This window comes from Streptomyces longisporoflavus (assembly GCF_014649775.1).
Taxonomy (GTDB): Bacteria; Actinomycetota; Actinomycetes; order Streptomycetales; family Streptomycetaceae; genus Streptomyces; species Streptomyces longisporoflavus.
Window position 1 is genome coordinate 319,119 of the sequence record NZ_BMTR01000005.1, and the last position, 19,510, is coordinate 338,628.

Sequence of the window (19,510 nt, forward strand, 5' to 3'; positions counted from 1 at the left end):
CCGGCCATCCGCCCGATCATCCCAAGGTCTGGTTCAGGCCGCATTCTCTACGCCCTACGGACGAGTACGCCCCCGGGGGGAAGAAGCTGTTGAACCCCGAACGACAAGCTCCGGCATGAAGACGAATTCGCTGTGCGGGGCGGGCGTGCCGCCGATCTCCTCCAGAAGCGTACGGACCGCCGCCTGGCCCATCGACGGCACGGGTTTACGCACCGTGGTCAGGGGCGGATCGGTGAACGCGATCAGCGGGGAATCGTCGAATCCTACGACCGATATGTCGTCCGGGACCTCGAAACCGCGCTCCCTGGCCGTCCGGATCGCGCCCAGGGCCATCATGTCGCTCGCGCACACGACGGCCGTACAGCCGCGGTCGAGGAGGGCGGACGCCGCCGCCTGCCCGCCTTCCAGCGTGTACAGCGAATGCTGGACCAGATCGGACTCGATCTCCTGCGGGGTCAGTGCGAGCAGGTCCTGCACCGTGCGTACGAAACCCTCGATCTTCCGCTGTACGGGCACGAACCGCTTGGGGCCGAGCGCGAGCCCGATCCGTGTATGACCCAGCGAAACGAGATGGGTCACCGCGAGGCGCATCGCGGCCCGGTCGTCCGGCGAGATGAAGGGCGCCTGCACCTTGGGCGAGAAGCCGTCGACGAGCACGAACGGCACTCCCTGCGCGCGCAGCTGCTCATAGCGCTGCATGTCCGCCGAGGTGTCCGCGTGCAGCCCCGAGACGAAGATGATGCCGCTGACACCGCGGTCCACGAGCATCTCCGTCAGCTCGTCCTCGGTGGAGCCGCCCGGCGTCTGGGTGGCGAGCACCGGCGTATACCCCTGCCGGGTGAGGGCCTGTCCGATGATCTGGGCGAGCGCGGGGAATATCGGGTTCTCCAGCTCCGGCGTGATCAGCCCGACCAGGCCCGCGCTGCGTTGGCGCAGCCGCACCGGGCGTTCGTAGCCGAGCACGTCGAGTGCGGCAAGCACGGACTGGCGGGTGGCCCCGGCGACGCCCGGCTTGCCGTTGAGCACCCGGCTGACCGTCGCCTCGCTGACCCCCGCCTGCGCTGCGATCGGCCAGTCGCGCGGTCACAGGATTGGACTGTACCGGTCACATCTCAGGCTGCCCACCAGACCGTTGAATCCGCGGGGAGGTTCGTCGCGGCGGCGCCGGGCGTCACGTCCGCGCTGGAGACGAGGACGGTGCCGGGGGTGGGAAACACGACGGGCGCGGCGGAGAGGTTCACCGTGCAGACGAACGTGCCCCGCGGCGAGGTGCGACGGAAGGCCAGGACGCCCCCGGGAGCGTCCAGCCACTCGACGTCACGGCCCGCGCCGAGAGCCGGATGTTCGCGGCGCACGGCGAGCGCCCGGCGGTAGAACTCCAGCGTGGAGGAGGGATCGCCGTCCTGCGCCTCGGCCGTGAGGCCCCGCCATCCCGCGGGCTGCGGCAGCCAGCTCGGGCCGCCCTCGACCGGGCCGAAGCCGAACGGCGCCCGCTGACCGGACCACGGCATCGGCACCCGGCACCCGTCCCGCTTCCCGTCCTGCCCCGTGCTGCGGAAGAACGCCGGGTCCTGGCGCGCCTCGTCCGGCAGCTCGGTCACCTCGGGCAGGCCGAGCTCCTCGCCCTGGTAGAGATACGCCGAGCCGGGCAGCGCCAGCATCAGGAGCGTGGCCGCCTTCGCCCGGCGCAGACCGCGCGCGGCGTCGCCGTCGGCGAAGCGGGTGGCGTGGCGCACGACGTCGTGGTTGGAGAGCACCCAGGTGGCAGGCGCCTGCACGGCGTTCATCGCGCGCAGCGAGCGGTCGATGACGTCGCGCAGCCCGTCCGCGTCCCAACCGGTCGTCAGATACTCGAAGTTGAAGGCCTGGTGCAGCTCGTCGGGGCGCAGGTACCGCGCGCTGCGCTCCACCGTCGGCGTCCACGCCTCGGCGACGGCGATCCGCTCGCCCGCGTACTCCTGGAGGATCCGCCGCCAACTGCGGTAGATCTCGTGCACCCCGTCCTGGTCGAAGTAGGGGACGGACTGCTGGCCGAGCAGCCGCACCTGCTCCTCGTGGCCGATGTCGGGCAGGCCCGCCGCCTTGACCAGGCCGTGGGCCACGTCGATGCGGAAGCCGTCCACGCCGAGGTCCAGCCAGAAGCGCAGGATGGAGTGGAACTCCTCGTGCACCGCCGGGTGGTCCCAGTTGAAGTCGGGCTGCTCGGGCGCGAAGAGGTGGAGGTACCACTCGCCGTCCTCGACCCGCGTCCAGGCGGGGCCGCCGAAGATGGACTCCCAGTCGTTGGGCGGCAGGTGCCCGTCCTCGCCCTTCCCGCTCCTGAAGTGGAAGCGCTCGCGCGCCGGCGAGCCCCGGCCCGCGCGCAGTGCCTCCCTGAACCACGCGTGCTGGTCCGAGCAGTGGTTGGGCACCACGTCGACGATCACCCGGAGGCCGAGCGCGTGCGCCTCGCGTACGAGCTCGGCGGCATCGGTCAGGGTGCCGAACATGGGGTCGACCGCGCGGTAGTCGGCCACGTCGTACCCGGCGTCGGCCTGCGGGGACGCGTAGAAGGGGGAGAACCAGACGGCGTCCACGCCGAGCCGCTTCAGGTGGGGGAGGCGGGCCTTGATGCCCGGCAGATCGCCCATGCCGTCGCCGTTCCCGTCGGCGAAGCTGCGCGGATAGACCTGGTAGATGACGGCCTCGCGCCACCACTCGCGGCGCGCGGAGTCGTCGGACGAGGCGTCGGCGGGCAGGGCTGCGGTGACGTGCTGGGTCATGAAGTCCCTCAGTAGTGCGGGATGTGCGGCGCTTTGTTGAACGTTCCGCGGAAGGCGAAGGTCACGAGGTTCTGCCCGGTGGCGGGCGCGTCGCCGGGGCCGCTCGCAGCCGGGAAGTGCGCGGATGCGCCGTGTGTGCGCCGTGGTTCGTGACAGGCCGAAGTGGGCGATTCTACCGTCAGGCGGGAGACGGAAGCGGGGAGTTCGATGATCTCCACCGGTCCGGGTCGCGCTGCGGGTGTCTCTCCCCGGGGTCCGCCGCGGAGCGCTAATTTGGACAGGCAGGCACGAGTCGGTCGGCCTGCCCCGTCCCGCGCCGAGGGGCTGTCCCGCGTGAGCGTCAAGGGCAAGGCAGTGAATACGGTGAGCACGGTTCTGGTGGTCGATGACGTACCGGCCAGCAGGTATGCGCTGGGGGCGGTCCTGCGCAGGGACGGCCACCGCGTCCTGCTCGCCGCGAGCGCCGGCGAGGCCCTGATCGAACTCGACGTACGGCTGCGCGCGGGAGACCTGCCGGACGTGGCCCTCGTCGACGTGGGCCTGCCCGACATGAGCGGCTATGAACTGTGCCGCCGCATGAAGCAGATGCCTCCCATCGCCGCGCTGCCCGTCGTCCACTTCTCGGCGGCGCCGCGCCCGCCCGCCGACCGGTGCAGAGGGCTCGACGCGGGAGGCGAGTCCTATCTGGCGGTGCCCGCCGAGCCCGAGGAGATCCAGGCGGTCGTACGGGCCGCGGCGCGCGGCGGCCGCTGCCGCAGCGACGCCCAACTCCGCGTCGGACGGCTCGCGATGCTCGCCGGCGCGATCCTGGACGTGCAGTCGGCGCGCTGCCTCGGCGAGCTGGCCGACGCGGCGGCCACGGGCACGGCGCGCCTCACCGGCGATCCCGCCGCGGTCTTCGTGCTCGGCGAGGACGGCGAGATCCACCGGGGGCTCTCCATGCGAAGGAACGCATCCCCGGTGCCGGACTCCGCGGCGCACGAGCGGGTCGCCCGGCTGATGCGGCGCGTCATGTCCGGGCGCTCGGGCGTGCGCCACACCGTCGTGCCCGCCCCGCTGTGGCCGGGGGGCTTCTTCCGCCCGTCGGGGAGCGCCGGGCCGTGGTGCGACGGCCTCCTGGAGGAGGCCGGTCTCGTCCTGTCCCGGCTGCGCGACGGGCGCACGCTGGTGTGCCTCGCGACACCCGTGCACCGGGAAGGGTCCTCGGGCGAGACGGGCCACATGGTCGAGCGGCTCGCCCACGCCACCGCGCTCGCCGCCGAGCCCCTCCTGCGGTACGAGGAGGAGCGCCATGTCGCGCTCACCCTGCAACGCAGCTTCCTGCCCGCGCAGTTGCCGGAGCTGCCCGGCACGAACGTCGTCGTCCGCTATGAGCCGGCGTCGAGCCACGCCGAGATCGGCGGGGACTTCTACGCGGCGCTGCCCACGCCCGCCGGTGTCCTGACCGGCATCGGCGATGTCGTCGGGCACTCCCTCGACGCGGCCACCGTGATGGTCGAGATCCGCCACGCCCTGCGCGCGTACTGCGTCGAGGACCCCGATCCCGGCGTGCTCGCGCTGCGCCTTGACCGGATGCTTCAGCACTACCACCCCGGCGTGACGGCCACGATGTGCCTGAGCCTGGTCGACCCCGCCACCGGACGCACCAGGATCGCCAACGCGGGCCACATCCCGCCGCTCGTGGTGCGCGACAGGGGCACGGCCGACTACGTGGACGCGAGCGGTCCGCTCATGGGGCTCGGGCTCGGCCTCGAACGGCCGAAGCCGAGCGAGGTGGTCCTCGCGCGGACCGACCGCCTCCTGATGGTGACGGACGGGCTCATCGAGACGCGGGGCACGGATCTGGCGGTCTCGATGGAGCAACTGCGGGTGGCGGCAGCGGATGCGCCCAGGGGCGTCGCCGCCCTGTGCGACACGCTCCTGGCCTGCTTCGGGCGCGAGCGTGAGGACGACATCGCGCTGCTCGCGCTGCGCCGTACCGGCTGACGGGACGGGCCGGGAGCGACGGAACGGGCTGAAGGAAAGCGGCGCACGCACCTGTACCCACGGGCCTACCCGTCAGTACATTGACGCCATGTCTAATACGCAGAGCCGGGAGCCGAGGCCCGACGCGTCCGAGCGCATACCGCTCAAGGCACGCAAGGTCTCCTTCTCCTGGGAGGACACCCCGCTGCACTGGGTGCCCGGCGACCCCTTCGCCACGCACACCATCAACGTCCTGCACCTGCTTCTCCCCGCCGGTGAACGCTGGTTCGTCCACGTGTACAAGCAGGTCCTGCCCTACATACGTGACGACCGGCTCCGCGAGGACGTGATCGGCTTCATCGGCCAGGAAGCCATGCACGCGCAGGCCCACGACGAGGTCCTGCCGCACCTCAAGGAGCAGGGCCTGGACCCCACGCCCTACACCGCCCAGGTCGACTGGCTCTTCGAGAAGATGCTCGGCGACCGCACGCTGCCGCCCGGCAAGGCCCGTCAATGGTGGCTGATGGAGCGCGTCGCGCTGATCGCGGCCATCGAGCACTACACGGCCTTCCTCGGCAACTGGGTCCTGAACGCCGACGAGCTCGACCGCAGGGGCGCCGACCCGACCATGCTCGACCTGCTGCGCTGGCACGGCGCGGAAGAGGTCGAGCACCGCTCCGTCGCCTTCGAGCTCTTCATGCACGTCGACGGCAGCTACCGCCGCCGCGCCCGCACCTGGGCCACCGCCTTCACCGCCCTGGTCTTCCTCTGGCAGCGCGGCGCGCGCTTCTTCATGGAGAACGACCCGACCGTGATCGGCGGGAAGGCCTCCTTCAAGGACTTCTACCGGGGCGGCAAGCAGGGCACGCTGCCCACGACGCCGGACATGATCCGCTCCATCCCCCGCTACTTGAGCCGCTCCTACCACCCCTCCCACGAAGGCAGCACCGCACAGGCCGTCGCCTACCTCGCCTCGTCCCCGGCGGCCACCGCGGCCGAGGCCGCGACAGAATCGCTGCCCGCGCCGAAGGGGGCGCGCTGACATGCCCCGCATCCGCACCGTCCTGCTCGTCACGGGCGCGGCGCTGCTCGCCAAGCGGGCCATGCGGCGCCGTATCGACGCCTCCCCGCTGTGGCCGCTGCCCGCCCTGGACGAGCCGGTCTCGGGCCGCCCGCGCTCCCGCGCGCTGCGCCTTCTCGTCACCCGGCACGAGACCGTCGCCGAGGGCGTCGTACAACTGCGCCTGGAGGGTGAGCACTTGCCCGCCTGGGAGCCGGGCGCCCATCTGGACCTGGTGCTCCCCTCGGGTCTCGTCCGCCAGTACTCGCTGTGCGGAGACCCGGAGGACACCTCCTCGTACACCGTCGCGACCCGGCTGATCGACGCCGGACAGGGCGGCCGTGGTGGCTCGCGCGAGGTGCACGAGCAGCTTCGGGTGGGCACGGAAGTCGAGGTGCGCGGCCCGCGCAACCGCTTCCCGCTGGCCGACGCCGAGACGTACGTCTTCGTGGCGGGCGGCATCGGCATTACCCCGATCCTGCCCATGCTCCGGGCGGTCGAGGCGGCGGGCCGCGAGTGGCGACTGCTGTACGGGGGCCGCTCCCGCGCCTCGATGCCGTTCCTGGAAGACGTGGAGAAACTGGCGGGCGATCGCGCCGAGCGGCTCACGGTGGTCGCCGAGGACGAGGGCGGACGGCCGGATCTCGCCGCCTTCCTCGCGGACCCGGCGCCCGCCACCGCGGTGCACGTGTGCGGCCCCGAGGGTCTGATGGAGGCGGTGGCGGCGGCCCTGCCCGCGGGCGCGGACCTGCACCTGGAGCGGTTCACGCCGCACACCTCCACGGAAGGCAACGGCACTTTCGAGGTGGAACTGCGCCGCAGCCGGCGGACCCTCACCGTGGCCGCCGACACCACGGTCCTCGCCGCGGTGCGCGCGGAACTGCCCAATACGGCCTACTCCTGCGAGCAGGGCTTCTGCGGGACCTGCCAACAGCGCGTCCTCGAAGGGGAGATAGACCACCGCGACGAACTGCTCACGGACGCCGAGCGCGCCGATTCGATGCTGATCTGCGTCTCGCGGGCAAGCGGTGACCGAATCGTCCTGGACATGTGAGGAACGGGACCGGAGATGTGAACGGTTGGGGCGGACCAGCCCCTTGGACGGCTGGATCTGCTCGGTAAGGTGTTCGCATGACAACCGGGGTGCGCCGCAGAATGGGTGTCGAGGAGCGGCGGCAGCAGTTGATCGGGGTCGCACTCGACCTGTTCAGCCACCGCTCGCCCGACGACGTGTCCATCGACGAGATAGCAGCGGCCGCGGGCATCTCGCGTCCGCTGGTCTACCACTACTTCCCTGGCAAACTCAGCCTGTACGAAGCGGCGTTGCAGCGTGCGGCCGACGATCTGGCCGACCGCTTCGTGGAGCCGCAGGAGGGACCGCTCGGCGCGCGCCTCCTGCGCGTGATGGGCCGCTTCCTGGACTTCGTGGACGGTCACGGCCCCGGTTTCTCCGCACTGATGCGGGGCGGCCCCGCGGTCGGCTCGTCCACCACGAACGCGCTGATCGACTCGGTGCGGCAGGCCGCGTACGTCCAGATCCTCGCGCATCTGGGCATCACGGACCCGCCCGCCAGGCTCGAACTGGTGATCCGCTCCTGGATCTCCCTGGCCGAGTCCACGGCCCTCATCTGGCTCGACGGACGCCGCATTCCACGCGCCGAGCTGGAAGTGCAGCTGGTCCACGACTTCGCGGCGCTCGCCGCGGTGAGCGCCGCGTACGACGAGGAGATGGCGACGATCCTGCGCCGCATCCTCGCCGCGGAACCACCGGAAGGCCCGTTCACGGAACTGATCACCCGCCTGATCGCCCTGGCACCGCAGGAGCAGAACAGCTGACCCACCGCCTCGCCGACGAGGATGAGGTGTGGTGGGCGGACGGAAGCACGTACGGGGTGACGTGACGCTTCTGGAGAAGGGCCTGCGGGGCCTGCTCCCGTCCGGATCCCGACCACCTGGCAAGGTGGCGGCTCAACGCAGCGTCGGCACCTTCGAGCCGTTCGCGAGCCGGCCGGTGAGACCGGCGCGGGCGCCACGCTCCAGGGGCGCGGCCACGGTGTTGCCGGGGGTCTGCGAGGCTCCCGCGGCCTTGACCGAGACGACGTCGTTGCTGCCGGCGCCGAGCAGGTACCAGTTCCCGCCACGGGATTTCCACCGCACGCCCGCGAGCACCGAAGGCTCCCGCGCCCCGCACGCCGCCGAGTCCTCGGCCTTCGCCGCGACGGCCGCCGCGCCCCCCGCCCGGAACTGCGCGAGGGCCCGGCCTCCGGCGCCCCGCCAGGTGTCGGCGCGGGTGCAGAGCCAGGCCGCGGGACCGTTCCCCTCGGGCAGCGCCTGACGGGCGTACTGCCAGGAGTTCACGGAGCGCACGCCGTTCGAGCGCGCGTCGCCGAGCGAACAGGCCGCCGGTGACCAGTCCGCGGCAGTGGCCTCGCGCGGCGCCTGCGGGCGGCCCGCGGTGAGATGCGCGGGGACGAGTTCGCCGAGGTCGGTGGAGAGCCGGCGCACGCCCTTGTCGTCCCGCAGCTCCAGGGCGTTCCAGGACGAGCACGCGCGGGCCTGCGCCGGACTGGCCATCGGCTCGGTCACACCCTCGCCGTCCCGCTTCAGCGCGTTGCCGCCCGCCGCGGGCTTCAGCAGATCGCGTACGGCGACACCGCCCACCCAGGGCGCGGTGAGGTACCGCACGTTGCCGTCGACGCGGCTCACCACCAGGGCGCTCGCCTCGGCGCTGGTCGCGCCGTCCACGCGGGCGAAGTCGAGCGCGGCTCCGCTGGTGCCGTCCTTGGGCTCGGCGTACCGCACGACGCGCAGCCCGTCGTAGAGGAGCACGACCCGCGCCGCGTCGACCTCGCCGGCGAAGAGCAGTTGCGCGGGCCCCGCGGGCGCGCCCGCCGCCGTGCCGGTCGTGGCGGAGACCTGCACCGACTTGCCGGGCCTCGCCCAGACGGCCAGGGCGCGCCGCAGCAGCGCCTCGTCGCCGGTGAGGGCGCCCCTCGCGGGCCACACGGAGTAGTCGGCGCGGGCGGAACGTTTCCACGTGCCCGCCGCCACCTTCGTCAGCTGCGCCGGGTCGAGTGCGGCCTCCGAGGCGGGGTTCTTCGCGTACGCGGGCGCCGCGGCCCCGTCGGGGCCCCACCCGTCCCCCGGCAACCCGAGGAGCGCCCCGCACACCACGGCGGCGGCGAGGGCGACGGCCGCGGCCTTCATGTGCTGCCTGCGGCGCATCAGATCGGTGGGCCGCGCTTGCAGCGAGCAGGGGTCGAACTCGGGTGACCTGAGCAGTTCGTGGGCCGCGTCCACGCCGTCGGCCTCGGCGAGGGCCGCGCCCGGCTCGTCGACCCCGGCGGCGTCGAGGACCTTGATCACGTCGCCGTCCGAGAGCCGTTCGAGCCCGCGCAGCACGAACGCGGCCCGTGCGGGACCCGACAGGGCCGAGAGCCGCTGGTCCAGGGCGAGTTCGTCGGCGCCGCCCGACCGGGGGAAGAGCCTGAGCCCCCACACCTGCGGCAGCAGCGGCGGCAGCTGCGCACGCTTGGGCAGCGCGCTCTTGCGGAGCGGGAGCCCCGCGTCGAGCGCGGTGCTCACGACGCGCAACCGGATGTACGCGTAGCCGGGATCGGCGCTTCGCCCCTCCCGGGAGCGCTGCACCGGAATGACCTCCGCGTCGCCCGACCTGCGGCTGCGCGGCAGCGCACGCTGGGTGAGGGCGTGGGCGGTCAGGACCCGGCGGTTGCGCCCGAGGCTGGGCGGCAGGACCAGATAGGCGAGCCGCACCAGACGCGGGTAGTGCTCGACGAGGGCGGCCTCGGCCTGCTCGACATCGACGACGCCGGAGAGATCCTGGGACGGGGAGGGGGACTTCACATTCGACGACACGTTCAGCAAAACGAGCGAATCCTCGGATGGTCACCTGTCGGTGACGCGTCACCCCTCCCGCCACCCCTCCCCGCCGGCCGGCACCCTCCTGCCTCAGCCGACCTTCCAGCCGCTGAACTCCACGGTCCCCCGCGCCCCGTCACCGCCGTTGGTCGCGCTCATGAAGAGGCCCACGTCCTGTGCCGCCGCGGCCCCCGGCACGGTCACGCTCGCCACTGTCCGCCAACTGGCCCCGTCGTCCGTCGAACACGACCCGGTCAGGACGTCCCCCTCACGCCCGAGCCGCAGCAGCACCGGCGCCTTGATCCCCGTGATGCGCTTGTACGTGTCCAGCGTGCCGTCGCCGCTCGTGTCGTACGAGAGGACCACGCCGTTCGCCGGGGTGACCGCGAGGTCGACGATGCCCGCTGATCCAGGCGTCCCCATCGAGTTCCGCGCGATGATGCCCGCCCTGGCCCACGGCCCCGTGACCGCCTGGGCGTCGACCCGGACCGTCACCAAGACGCCGCTCCGCAGCGCGCCGTCGCGGTACAGCGTGCCGAACTCCGTCGTGCTCTTCCACAGGTCGGCACCGGCGCCGTTGATCGCGTAACGGCCGTCAAGCTCTCCGAACACCGCCGCGTTGTTGGTGTACTTCTTCCAGCCGGCGCTCACCGGGCCCGCCTCGTACAGCACGCCTTCGTGGACGGTCCTGACCCGGCGCTCGCCCGCGGGGCCGTACCGCACGGCGAGCTCGTACGGAAGCGGCCGCAGCGGACGGTCGAGGGGTGTACTCGGCGCGTTCGCACGCCACGCCACCTTGCCGGTGCCCGCCGCTTCGACCCGCGGCAACGAGACCGGGCCCGTGGGCTCCGCGTCGATCCCGGTCAGCTCGAAGTCGACGCGGCCCGTGGCCCGCAGGCCGTTGACGTTGCGGAAGACGGCCTCGACGCGCGCGTGGCCGCCGGGCGGCAGAGACGGCGGGTCGGCCACGACTTCCAGGGACCCCTGGTAGGGGGCCCGGGCAAGGACGTCCCGCACCCGTGACGCGGTCCGGAACTCGTCGCCGATGCCCCGCAGGGGATAGTCCTTGCGCTCGCGGGTCCACGGCTCCTCCACCGCGAACCAGTCCACCTCACGCGGCGCGCGCCCCGCGGCGAGGGCATCGGCCAGTTCGTCGAGCCACTTCTGCCAGCGGGGGACGTAGAAGTCGGCCATGAGGCCCGACCATTCGCGGTTTCCGTACTCGTGCAGCTTCCCGCCCTCGGAGGTCGCCCGGTCGCCCCACACCGTGATCAGGACCTTGGCGGTCCGCTCGAACTCGGCGCGCTCGGCTTCGTTCGTGCCCATGCGCCGGGCCGACGCCACCCAAGGGCCCAGCAGGAAGGCCTCGTTGGTCGCCGTCAACTCGTCCGAGAGGCGCATCAGCCTCAGCCACAGGGTGGACAGCGTCTTGAAGGTGGCCGCGTCCTTGCGCCGGTACGCGGTCCGCAGCTGCGGCAGCAGCTGCCGGCTGCGGTGGGCGAGCGCCTGCCGGGCCACGTCCACCACGTCGTACCGGTAGGCGGCGCTGCCCCGCAGCGCGCCGCCGATCCCGAGCAGACCGGTGAGCGCCGCGTCGAAGCGGCCGGGGTCGTACGTCAGGGCGCGCGGCGCGTACTCGGCGGCGCGGTTCGCCGCCAGGTCGGGGCGGGCGGCGAACAGGGAGTCGTGCGGATCGCTGCGCTCGACGGCGGTGTGCCGGTAGGCGGTGTCGTGCAGGGCCCGCCAGGCGCGGCGGGCGTCGGTGTCGCGGGCGCCGTAGCGGAACGCGGAGTAGCCGTCGAACCAGGCCTTCAGGTCCGGCTTCCGCTCCGTCCAGGCCAGTTCGGAGAAGAGCTCGAAGGCGGCCGGGTCGCGGTCCGTCGCCTCCGGCATGAACGCCGTGCCCACGAGCGCGCTGTCGTTCTTGTCCCGCCAGGCGAAGAACTTCTCGTTCCAGATGTGCGCCCTGGCGCCGATCGTCGTACGGCCCCCGAAGTTCGGGATGGTCCCGAAGGCGTACGGCGTGCCGCCCCAGTCCTTCTCGCGGTCGGTGACGCTCGTGAACCGGTCGGAGACCCCGTCCACGATGAGCATCCGCCGCCGGTCGATCGCGTCGAGCAGTTCGGGCAGCGGATTGGCCTCCCAGCCGAGGATCACCCAGGTCGCGCCGGGACGGGACGCCCGCAGGGCCTTCTCGACCCCGCGCGCCGCGTCGGGCACCGGGACGTCTCCGGGGGTGCCGCCCTCGTGCAGGAGGTCCATCTTGAAGTGGTCGGCGGCCCCGAAGAGCTGCTCCTGGTGCCGGTAGAAGGACGCGGCGACCTTGCCGAAGGACGCGGTACGGGGGTCGAGCCAGTCGGGCCGCTTGAACCCGTGCCAGATGCCCTGCGGCACCACGCGCGCGTCCCCGCCGTTGCGGGCCACGAAGCCGTCGGGGACGTGCCCGTAGTAGCCGGGGAGCACCGGCGCCATGCCGAGCGAGCGCAGCCGGTCCACGATCCTGCGCCCGAGCTGGGCCCGGTCCGCGATGACTTCGGGCGAGAGCGGGCCCCCGTACCCCGACAGGTTCTGCAGCAGCCACCACGCCTGGTGCGAGGGCGCGGGCAGCCATGCGCGCGCCTCGGCGTCGCTGTAGCCGAAGTCCTGGAGAACCCGGTGGTAGACGGCCTCCGCACCGGCGATCACCAGGACCTCGTTGCAGCCGTGCAGGGCGAGCACGTCGATCATGCGCTCCCAGTACGCCCAGTCGGCGTGCGGCGCGGTGTACCCGTCGTTCGTGTCGTTCAGGGCGAACCGGTGGGGGAGCGAGGTGGACCGCTCCAGGGGGCGCGAGGGGGCGGGCAGTCCGCGCGGCAGGTCCAGCTGGTCGCCGTTCCAGGCGATGTGGGCGCCGCAGACGTACTTCAGGTACCAGTGGACCCCGGTGAGCAGCACGGCGGGCGTCGTCCCGGTCACCTCGATGCGCCCGGTCGTGCCCGAAACCCGGAAACGGTCCGTGCCGCCCTTCGCGGGGACGAGTCTGAGACGGAACTGTTCCGCGTGATGCGGCAGGAGTCTGTTGAGCGCTGAGCGTGCGGAATCCGTATCGAGGGCGTGGGCGGGGCCCCGGACGGGCCCCTCGGCGGCGTGGGCCGGCACCGCCATGCCGCCGACGGCGGCACCGAGGCCGATGGCCCCGGCGGTGCCGAGCACGGAACGTCGAGACGGATCGGACATGTGTACCCCCTGGGTCGAATGGTGCGGCGCACGGTATCCGTGCGGCGTCCTGCGCTCAACGGCGCATACGGAGATGGCGAGTTCACCTCGCCTGGAGGGACTGGTGGGACGATGAAGGCAGCGCGGAAGACGCTTGGGGGCATGAACGTGGGCATGCGCGGGCGCATGCGGGCCGGCATGAGTGTGGGCCTGGGTGCGGGACTGCTGATGATGCTCGTGGCGTGCGGCTCGGACGGCGATGACGCGCCGCCGGACACGGCGAGCGGCAGCCTGGAGCAGCTGGCGGCCAAGGCGCGGTGCGAGCCTGACATCCAGACGGACGCGGCCGAACTGCGGCAGGCCACCTGTGACAAAGGTGCCCGCCGCTACGTCCTAGTAACCTTTACAAATGCCCGTGGCCAGGCCGAATGGTTCGACGAGGCGGCCGATTACGGCGGTACGTACCTCGTCGGCGAGAAGTGGATCGCGGTCGGCGACGAGAAAGTGGTCATGCGGCTGCGCGGCCGGCTCGGCGGGACGGTGGAGAAGTCCTCGCACCACTCGGGGAGTAGCGGTGGTGGGGATCACGAGGACGGGGGCCCGGGGAGTTCGGGCCACTCCGGTCACCACACGAGCTGACCGCGCAGCGGTAGGGGGGCCAGCCGGCGCGGCACTGGGCCGATCGGATCGGCTCAGTTGCAGCGCTTATTGGCGTTGATGCATTTGGTCATGCGGTTCATCAGCTTCTCGTCGAAGACGTTGATGAAGTCTCCGTGGTCGGTGATCGGCTTGTGCAGCTGCTCGGGGAACGAGTCGACGGCGAATCCGGGGCCCGGCGGCACGTCGTACACGATGCGCTGCACCAGCTGCGGAATGGCCTTGAAGCCCTGCGGGCAGGCGCCGCTTCGCTCGTCGGCGAAGGCCACGTGCGTGCGGTGGTTGGCGCTGTCGGTGTTCTGGCCGTCCCAGCAGCTCTGGAAGTTGAACGTCCGCACGACCTGGCTGCCCTCGGGGCAGATCGGGTACTTGTCCTTCAGCTGCCGGTCCTCGAAACCGGTGCAGCTCCAGGAGGCGTTGGCGTTCGCGTCGCCGTTGGTGAGCGACTTGGCGTCACCGGTGATGATGCGCAGGAAGCGCGGCATCGCGACGACCTTGCCCGTCGGATTTCCGGCGAATTTCAGCGTGACCGACGACGGGGTCTGGATCTTGCCGACATTCTGGTCCTTGCCGCCGCCGTCCGCGCCGACGTCATTCTCGTCCTCTCCGTTCTGCAGCCTCAGGACCGGCCAGTAATAGGTGGACTTGTCTCCCTGGTTCCGGCACGTGGTGTCGCCGTTCGCGAGATCCTCGTCGCTGGAGAAGGCGTCCGTGGCCTGATTTCCGACGTAATCGTGCATATGGTGAGCGCCATTGCTCACGCCGGGCGCGGCGATGACATTGTCCGGATTGAACTTGCCGTTCTCGTTCGTCCCGCATTTCGTGGTGAAGGTGCCGCGCGAGGCACCGCGCTGTTTGCCGGGGCGGTTGACGTTGGGCTGGACGGACTGGATGTCGACGAAGTCGGAGGCCTCGGGCCCGTTGCCGTTCTGCTGGCCCGGAGGCTGCTGTTGACCGTCGCCCGGCGGCTGCTCCTGGCCGTCTCCGTCACCGGGGGGCTGTTCCTGGCCGTCGCCGTCCTGCGGGGGCTGCCCGCCGTTGTCCCCGTCCTGCGGCGGCTGCTGCCCGGCCGAGTCGTCGGCCCGCATGGTGCACGGCGCCATGCCGTCGATCCCCTGCGGCGGCTGCCCGCCGGCCTGGTCGATCGAGGAGCCGATGCCCTCGATGGTCGGCCGCCGCTGCTCCTCCAGCGGTTCGAGGACGGCCTTGGCCTGCTCGGTGTTCCGGGCGTCGGAGAACTTCTCGTACGCGGCGGTGATCTGGGTGTCCAGCTCCGCGAGCCGCCGGTCGACGTCCTCGCGGGCACCGTCCGGCACGTCCGAAAGCTGCGTGCCGACATCCGGGCAGCTGATGGTCGCGAGGCCCAAGTTGCCGCCCTGCTCACCGGCCTGTGTCCCGGCGGACGGCGAATCGGAGCTTTCCCCGGCGTTCGCGTAGACATTCACCGCGACCATTCCGCCGCCGCCCAGGATTAGCGCCGCCGAGGCGGCGATGGCGCGCCCGGCGAGTTTTGATCGTTTTCGTGATGTGCGTCGTGGTGTGCGTCCCATGGGACTACGTACGCAACAGGAGCCGACCCCGTTCAATCACGCGCTGGATTCCTCCGGGATTCCTCAGGGATTCTCCCTGGACCGTCGCGGGCGATCTGCTCAGCGGCCTTGATCCAGATAGGCGAGTACGGCGAGAACCCGCCGGTTGTCGTCGTCCGAGACCGAGAGGTCCAGCTTTCCGAAGATGTTGGACGTGTGCTTGGCGATCGCACGCTCCGTCACGACGAGCTCCGCCGCGATCGCCGCGTTCGACCGCCCCTGCGCCATGAGTTCGAGCACCTCGCGCTCGCGGGGCGTCAGTTTGCCGAGCGGCTGGTCCGCCGAGCGCCGCGACAGGAGCTGCTGGATCACCTGCGGGTCCATCGCGGTGCCGCCCGCCGCGACCCGGCGTACGGCGTCGATGAACTGGTCGGCGTCGAAGACCCGGTCCTTGAGGAGATAGCCGACCCCGCCGTTCCCGTCGGCGAGCAGCTCGCGCGCGTACAGCTGCTCCACGTGCTGGGAGAGCACGAGCACGGGAAGCCCCGGCCGTGCTTTCCGTGCGGCGAGCGCGCACTGCAGTCCCTCGTCCGTGTGGGACGGCGGAAGCCGGACGTCCACGACGGCGACATCCGGCTCCAACTCGGCCAGGGCCTTGGTGAGTTCGGGCCCGGTCTCGACAGCCGCGGCGATCTCGAAGTCGAATGCCTCCAGCATCCGCACCAGACCGTCACGCAGCAGGAAGAGATCTTCGGCTAGGACAACTCGCAAGGGATCTCCATGGTCACCATGGTCGGGCCGCCCGCGGGACTGCTGACGGCCAGTACGCCGTCGAATGTACCGAGTCGGCGTTCGATCCCGCTCAGCCCCGACCCCGCCCCGATGGACGCGCCGCCTTTGCCGTTGTCGGTGACCGCGATGCGCAGCATGCCGTCCGTGTGGTGGATGTCCACCCAGACGCGGTCCGCGCCCGCGTGCTTGATGGTGTTCGTCAGGGCCTCGCTCACAGCGAAGTACGCCGCCGACTCCACGGGCTCCTCGGCCCGGCCGAACAGCTCCACGTCCGCGTCGGTCTCCACCGGGAGCCGCAGCGCGAGGGCCTTCACCGCGTCGCCGAGACCGCGCTCGGCGAGCACCGGCGGGTGGATCCCGCGGACCAGGTCGCGCAGCTCGGTCAGCGCCTCGCCGGAGTTCTGCCGGGCCTTGGCGATCATCTCCTTGGCCTTCGCCGGGTTCTTCTCGATCATCGCCTCGATGGTGCCGAGGTCCATGCCCATCGCGACCAGGCGGGCCTGTGCGCCGTCGTGCAGATCCCGCTCGATGCGGCGCAGCTCGGCGGCGGAGGAGTCCACGGCGTCGTGCCGGGTCTCGGTCAACCGGTCGACGCGCCGGGCCAGTTCGCGCTCCCGCATGGAGGTGGTGGGCGCGAGCAGCGTCCGGGCCAGGAGGAAGTGGCCGCGCACGAGGGAGGGGTTGGCGAAGAGGCCGACGACGCCGAGCGCGGTGCCGAGCAGGGCGGCCATGTTGGCGTCGCTCTGCGAGGTCACGTGGATGAAGCCGTACCACTCGCCGCCGCCGGCGTCGTAGATCGGCTCCCAGACGCCGAGGGCGAGGACGTACCCGTACAGCATGTAGAGCGGCAGCGCGGGCGCGAAGATCACCGTGACGCAACCGGCGGTCATGTCGACGAGCAGCCACTGCAGGTCCCGCCAGGTCGCCGGGTCCTTCAGCATCAGGGAGTTGCGCTCCACCAGGCCGGTGATGCCCCGGCGCAGGTCCGGGGGGAAGGGGCGGTAGGGCGTGGGGATCTGTACGCCCGACCAGGCGCCGGCCTGCGCGCGGCGCAGGTCCGCCCACTTGCGCACGCCGGTCAGGAGCGTCGGGGTCGTGAAGACGCCGACGCCGATCACGATGAGGGCGATGGAGACGACCGACAGCACGAAAAGGGTGATCGACCCGGCGAGCGTGGCGACCGCCAGGTAGAGCCCACGGGCTGCCGCGATCAAGGATGCACGGACCCTCGTCATTTTCTGCTCCCCATCTCTTCCAGTGGCATGAGCACATTCTCGCCGCCGGGCCGGGCGCCGGTCATTGGGTCCGGCACCCGAGCAGGGGGTGTACCTGACGACACCCCCGTACCTCGCCCTGTGCTTCGGACAGTGGGGGCTTCGGCGGCTGGGTGGGCGCGCCCCGGATTTCTAGCGTTGTCCCTGTCATCAACCGGCTTATCCGACGCTTACTTATGGGGGCGAAAACGCCATGAGGCCAAACCTCGCGGCACGACTCGGTGTGTGGAGTGCCCACCACCGCAAGACGGCCATCCTCGGCTGGCTGCTCTTCGTCGTGCTCGCCACGACCATCGGCGGGGCCTCGGGCATGGTCACCGCGTCCGACGACGAGATGGGGGTCGGCGACTCGGGCCGGGCCGCCGAGATCCTGGACGACGCGGGCGTCGAGGAGCCCGCCGGCGAGCTCGTCATGGTCAGCGCCAGGACCGCGGACGGCTGGCGGGACGCGGCGGGCGACCTCTCCAAGGCCCTGACGGCGACCGGCGACATACGGGAGATGCAGGCGCCGCTGCCGTCCGAGGACCGCAAGGACGCACTGCTGCGCTTCGAGATGAAGGGCGCGTCCGACGGGGCCGCCGACCGCGTGCAGCCGGTGCTCGACGCGGTGCAGAAGGCCAAGGACGAGGGGGCCTCAAAGGGCATCTCCGTCTACCAGTTCGGCGACGCGAGCTCCGAGAAGCAGCTGAGCGACCTGCTCTCGGACGACCTCACCAAGGCGGAGTTCACCGCGGTGCCGCTGGCGCTCGGCATTCTCCTGGTCGCCTTCGGCGCCGTGGTCGCGGCGCTGCTCCCGGTCGGGCTCGCGCTGACCGCGTGCGTGGCGGCCTTCGGCCTGCTCTCCCTCGCAAGCCACCAGCTGCATCTCTTCGAGACGACGTACTCGGTGATGTTCCTGATGGGGCTCGCGGTCGGCGTCGACTACTGCCTGTTCTATCTGCGGCGCGAGCGCGACGAGCGGGCGGCCGGACATGACGCGGAGACCGCGCTGCGGATCGCGGCGGCCACCAGCGGGCGGGCCGTCCTGGTCTCGGGGCTGACGGTGATGGTCGCGATGGCGGGCATGTTCCTGTCCGGGCTGCTGCTCTTCAAGGGCTTCGCCGTCGCCACGATCCTGGTGGTCTTCGTGGCGATGCTGGGCTCGGTCACGGTGCTTCCCGCGCTGCTCTCCGCGCTCGGCGACCGGATCAACGCGGGGCGCATCCCCTTCCTCAACCGCAAGAACAAGAAGGGCGCGCACGCCAGTGGCGGTATCGCGGGCAAGCTCCTGCGCCCCGTCCTCGCCAAGCCGAAGTTCTTCGCCGTCGGCGCGGCGGTCCTGCTGCTCGCCCTCGCGGCGCCCGCGCTCGGCATGAAGACCGAACAGCTCGGCCTGGAGAAGCAGTTCGGCTCGGACGCCCCGCTCTCGGTGTCGTTCCGTGAGATCACCAAGGAGTTCCCCGGCGGTCCCGCCCCTGCCAAGATCGTCGTCAAGGCGGACGAGCCGGGTGGCATCCGATCCGACGAGATGCGCGACGCACTGACGAAGGTCGTGCGGGACGCGGGCGAGGGCGCCGAACTCACCGTCCACAAGAAGGCGGGCGTGGCCGAGATCGACGTACCGCTGCCCGGTGACGGCAGTGGGGCCGAGGCGAAGAAGGCCCTCGGCGAACTCAAGGACGACGTGGTGCCCGCCGCCTTCGACGGCCTGGACGCGCAGGCGTACGTCGGCGGAGACCTCGCCGATTCCGTGGACTTCGGCGACCAGCTCAGCAAGGGCATCGTGCCGGTGTTCGCGTTCATCGCGGCGGTGACGTTCCTGCTGATGCTCTTCAGCTTCCGCTCGGTGGTGATCGCGGTGACGTCCATCGCCCTCAACCTGCTCTCGGTGGGCGCGGCCTACGGCGTGATGACCGCGGTCTTCCAGCACGGCTGGGGCGCGGAACTGATCGGCTCCGAGCAGGTGGGGGCGATCGAGAACTGGATGCCGCTGTTCGTCCTCGTGGTCCTCTTCGGCCTCTCGATGGACTACCACGTGTTCGTGGTCTCCCGGATCAGCGAGGCGCGGGACCGGGGTCTGGACAACCGCGCGGCGATCCGCGAGGGCATCACGCGCACCGCGGGCGCGGTGACCGGAGCGGCCGTGATCATGGTGGCCGTGTTCGCGGTCTTCGGCACTCTGTCCATGCAGGACATGCAGCAGATGGGCGTGGGCCTCGGCGTCGCTGTCCTGCTGGACGCGACGGTCGTACGGATGGTGCTGTTGCCGTCCCTGATGACGCTTCTGGGGGAGCGGAACTGGCGGACGCCGCGGGGGCTGGCCTGGTTGCCGCGGGTCTCTCACGGGGAGGGCCCTGTAGTACCGGAGCAGCCTGCGCCCCGGCGGGTTCCGTCGGCCACGTAGGCCCCCTGTTGGGT

General features: G+C 71.5%; 12 protein-coding genes and 1 pseudogene. 6 read left to right on the forward strand and 7 right to left on the reverse strand.

Annotated features, from left to right (window positions below; all coding sequences use genetic code 11):
* Positions 1 to 54 precede the first annotated feature (54 nt).
* Both IE226_RS12910 and IE226_RS12915 read right to left on the reverse strand, forming a co-directional pair.
* Positions 55 to 1,087: pseudogene (locus tag IE226_RS12910) on the reverse strand (LacI family DNA-binding transcriptional regulator).
* A 25-nt stretch (positions 1,088 to 1,112) separates the two neighbouring features.
* On the reverse strand, positions 1,113 to 2,762 hold the full coding sequence (locus IE226_RS12915) for a glycoside hydrolase family 13 protein (protein WP_190081263.1): 1,650 nt from the start codon (positions 2,760 to 2,762) through the stop codon (positions 1,113 to 1,115).
* Positions 2,763 to 3,125: 363 nt separating this feature from the next.
* On the opposite strand from IE226_RS12915, the gene IE226_RS12920 reads away from it, so the two are divergent.
* The 4 genes from IE226_RS12920 to IE226_RS12935 all read left to right on the forward strand — a co-directional run bounded on the left by IE226_RS12920 (position 3,126) and on the right by IE226_RS12935 (position 7,623).
* Complete coding sequence (locus IE226_RS12920) at positions 3,126 to 4,748, forward strand: fused response regulator/phosphatase (RefSeq protein ID WP_229870840.1); 1,623 nt, start codon at positions 3,126 to 3,128, stop codon at positions 4,746 to 4,748.
* A gap of 88 nt (positions 4,749 to 4,836) precedes the next feature.
* The gene (locus tag IE226_RS12925; RefSeq protein ID WP_190081265.1) at positions 4,837 to 5,769 is read left to right on the forward strand and encodes a metal-dependent hydrolase; all 933 of its coding nucleotides are present in this window, start codon (positions 4,837 to 4,839) and stop codon (positions 5,767 to 5,769) included.
* A 1-nt stretch (position 5,770) separates the two neighbouring features.
* Complete coding sequence (locus IE226_RS12930) at positions 5,771 to 6,841, forward strand: PDR/VanB family oxidoreductase (RefSeq protein ID WP_190081266.1); 1,071 nt, start codon at positions 5,771 to 5,773, stop codon at positions 6,839 to 6,841.
* A gap of 77 nt (positions 6,842 to 6,918) precedes the next feature.
* The gene (locus IE226_RS12935) at positions 6,919 to 7,623 is read left to right on the forward strand and encodes a TetR/AcrR family transcriptional regulator (RefSeq protein ID WP_190081267.1); all 705 of its coding nucleotides are present in this window, start codon (positions 6,919 to 6,921) and stop codon (positions 7,621 to 7,623) included.
* Between the two features lie 132 nt (positions 7,624 to 7,755).
* Here the strand turns inward: IE226_RS12935 and IE226_RS12940 are convergent, their stop codons facing one another.
* Both IE226_RS12940 and IE226_RS12945 read right to left on the reverse strand, forming a co-directional pair.
* The gene (locus IE226_RS12940; RefSeq protein WP_373306950.1) at positions 7,756 to 9,669 is read right to left on the reverse strand and encodes a hypothetical protein; all 1,914 of its coding nucleotides are present in this window, start codon (positions 9,667 to 9,669) and stop codon (positions 7,756 to 7,758) included.
* 87 nt (positions 9,670 to 9,756) lie between these two features.
* Positions 9,757 to 12,882 (reverse strand): alpha-N-acetylglucosaminidase, encoded by a 3,126-nt coding sequence (locus IE226_RS12945; protein WP_190081269.1) that lies wholly within the window; start codon positions 12,880 to 12,882, stop codon positions 9,757 to 9,759.
* A gap of 141 nt (positions 12,883 to 13,023) precedes the next feature.
* Here IE226_RS12945 and IE226_RS12950 point away from each other — a divergent pair, with 141 nt between their 5' ends.
* Entirely contained in the window at positions 13,024 to 13,500 is a 477-nt protein-coding gene (locus tag IE226_RS12950; protein WP_373306942.1) for a hypothetical protein, read from the forward strand.
* A 53-nt stretch (positions 13,501 to 13,553) separates the two neighbouring features.
* On the opposite strand, the gene IE226_RS12955 is transcribed toward IE226_RS12950, so the two are convergent.
* The 3 genes from IE226_RS12955 to IE226_RS12965 all read right to left on the reverse strand — a co-directional run bounded on the left by IE226_RS12955 (position 13,554) and on the right by IE226_RS12965 (position 17,074).
* Positions 13,554 to 15,068, reverse strand: a complete 1,515-nt coding sequence (locus tag IE226_RS12955; RefSeq protein WP_190081270.1) for a DUF1996 domain-containing protein — start codon at positions 15,066 to 15,068, stop codon at positions 13,554 to 13,556.
* Between the two features lie 99 nt (positions 15,069 to 15,167).
* Entirely contained in the window at positions 15,168 to 15,818 is a 651-nt protein-coding gene (locus IE226_RS12960; RefSeq protein ID WP_190081271.1) for a LuxR C-terminal-related transcriptional regulator, read from the reverse strand.
* On the reverse strand, positions 15,803 to 17,074 hold the full coding sequence (locus IE226_RS12965) for a sensor histidine kinase (protein ID WP_190081272.1): 1,272 nt from the start codon (positions 17,072 to 17,074) through the stop codon (positions 15,803 to 15,805). Before IE226_RS12965 ends, IE226_RS12960 begins: the two co-directional genes overlap by 16 nt.
* A gap of 232 nt (positions 17,075 to 17,306) precedes the next feature.
* Between IE226_RS12965 and IE226_RS12970 the strand changes: the two genes are divergently transcribed.
* Complete coding sequence (locus tag IE226_RS12970) at positions 17,307 to 19,496, forward strand: MMPL family transporter (RefSeq protein ID WP_190081273.1); 2,190 nt, start codon at positions 17,307 to 17,309, stop codon at positions 19,494 to 19,496.
* Positions 19,497 to 19,510 lie beyond the last annotated feature (14 nt).

Coding starts and splice junctions, on each gene's coding strand:
- IE226_RS12925 (WP_190081265.1), top strand. CDS start 4,837: ATGTCTAATACGCAGAGCCGGGAGCCGAGGCCCGACGCGTCCGAGCGC.
- IE226_RS12955 (WP_190081270.1), bottom strand. CDS start 15,068: ATGGGACGCACACCACGACGCACATCACGAAAACGATCAAAACTCGCC.
- IE226_RS12950 (WP_373306942.1), top strand. CDS start 13,024: ATGAACGTGGGCATGCGCGGGCGCATGCGGGCCGGCATGAGTGTGGGC.
- IE226_RS12935 (WP_190081267.1), top strand. CDS start 6,919: ATGACAACCGGGGTGCGCCGCAGAATGGGTGTCGAGGAGCGGCGGCAG.
- IE226_RS12915 (WP_190081263.1), bottom strand. CDS start 2,762: ATGACCCAGCACGTCACCGCAGCCCTGCCCGCCGACGCCTCGTCCGAC.
- IE226_RS12965 (WP_190081272.1), bottom strand. CDS start 17,074: ATGACGAGGGTCCGTGCATCCTTGATCGCGGCAGCCCGTGGGCTCTAC.
- IE226_RS12970 (WP_190081273.1), top strand. CDS start 17,307: ATGAGGCCAAACCTCGCGGCACGACTCGGTGTGTGGAGTGCCCACCAC.
- IE226_RS12945 (WP_190081269.1), bottom strand. CDS start 12,882: ATGTCCGATCCGTCTCGACGTTCCGTGCTCGGCACCGCCGGGGCCATC.
- IE226_RS12930 (WP_190081266.1), top strand. CDS start 5,771: ATGCCCCGCATCCGCACCGTCCTGCTCGTCACGGGCGCGGCGCTGCTC.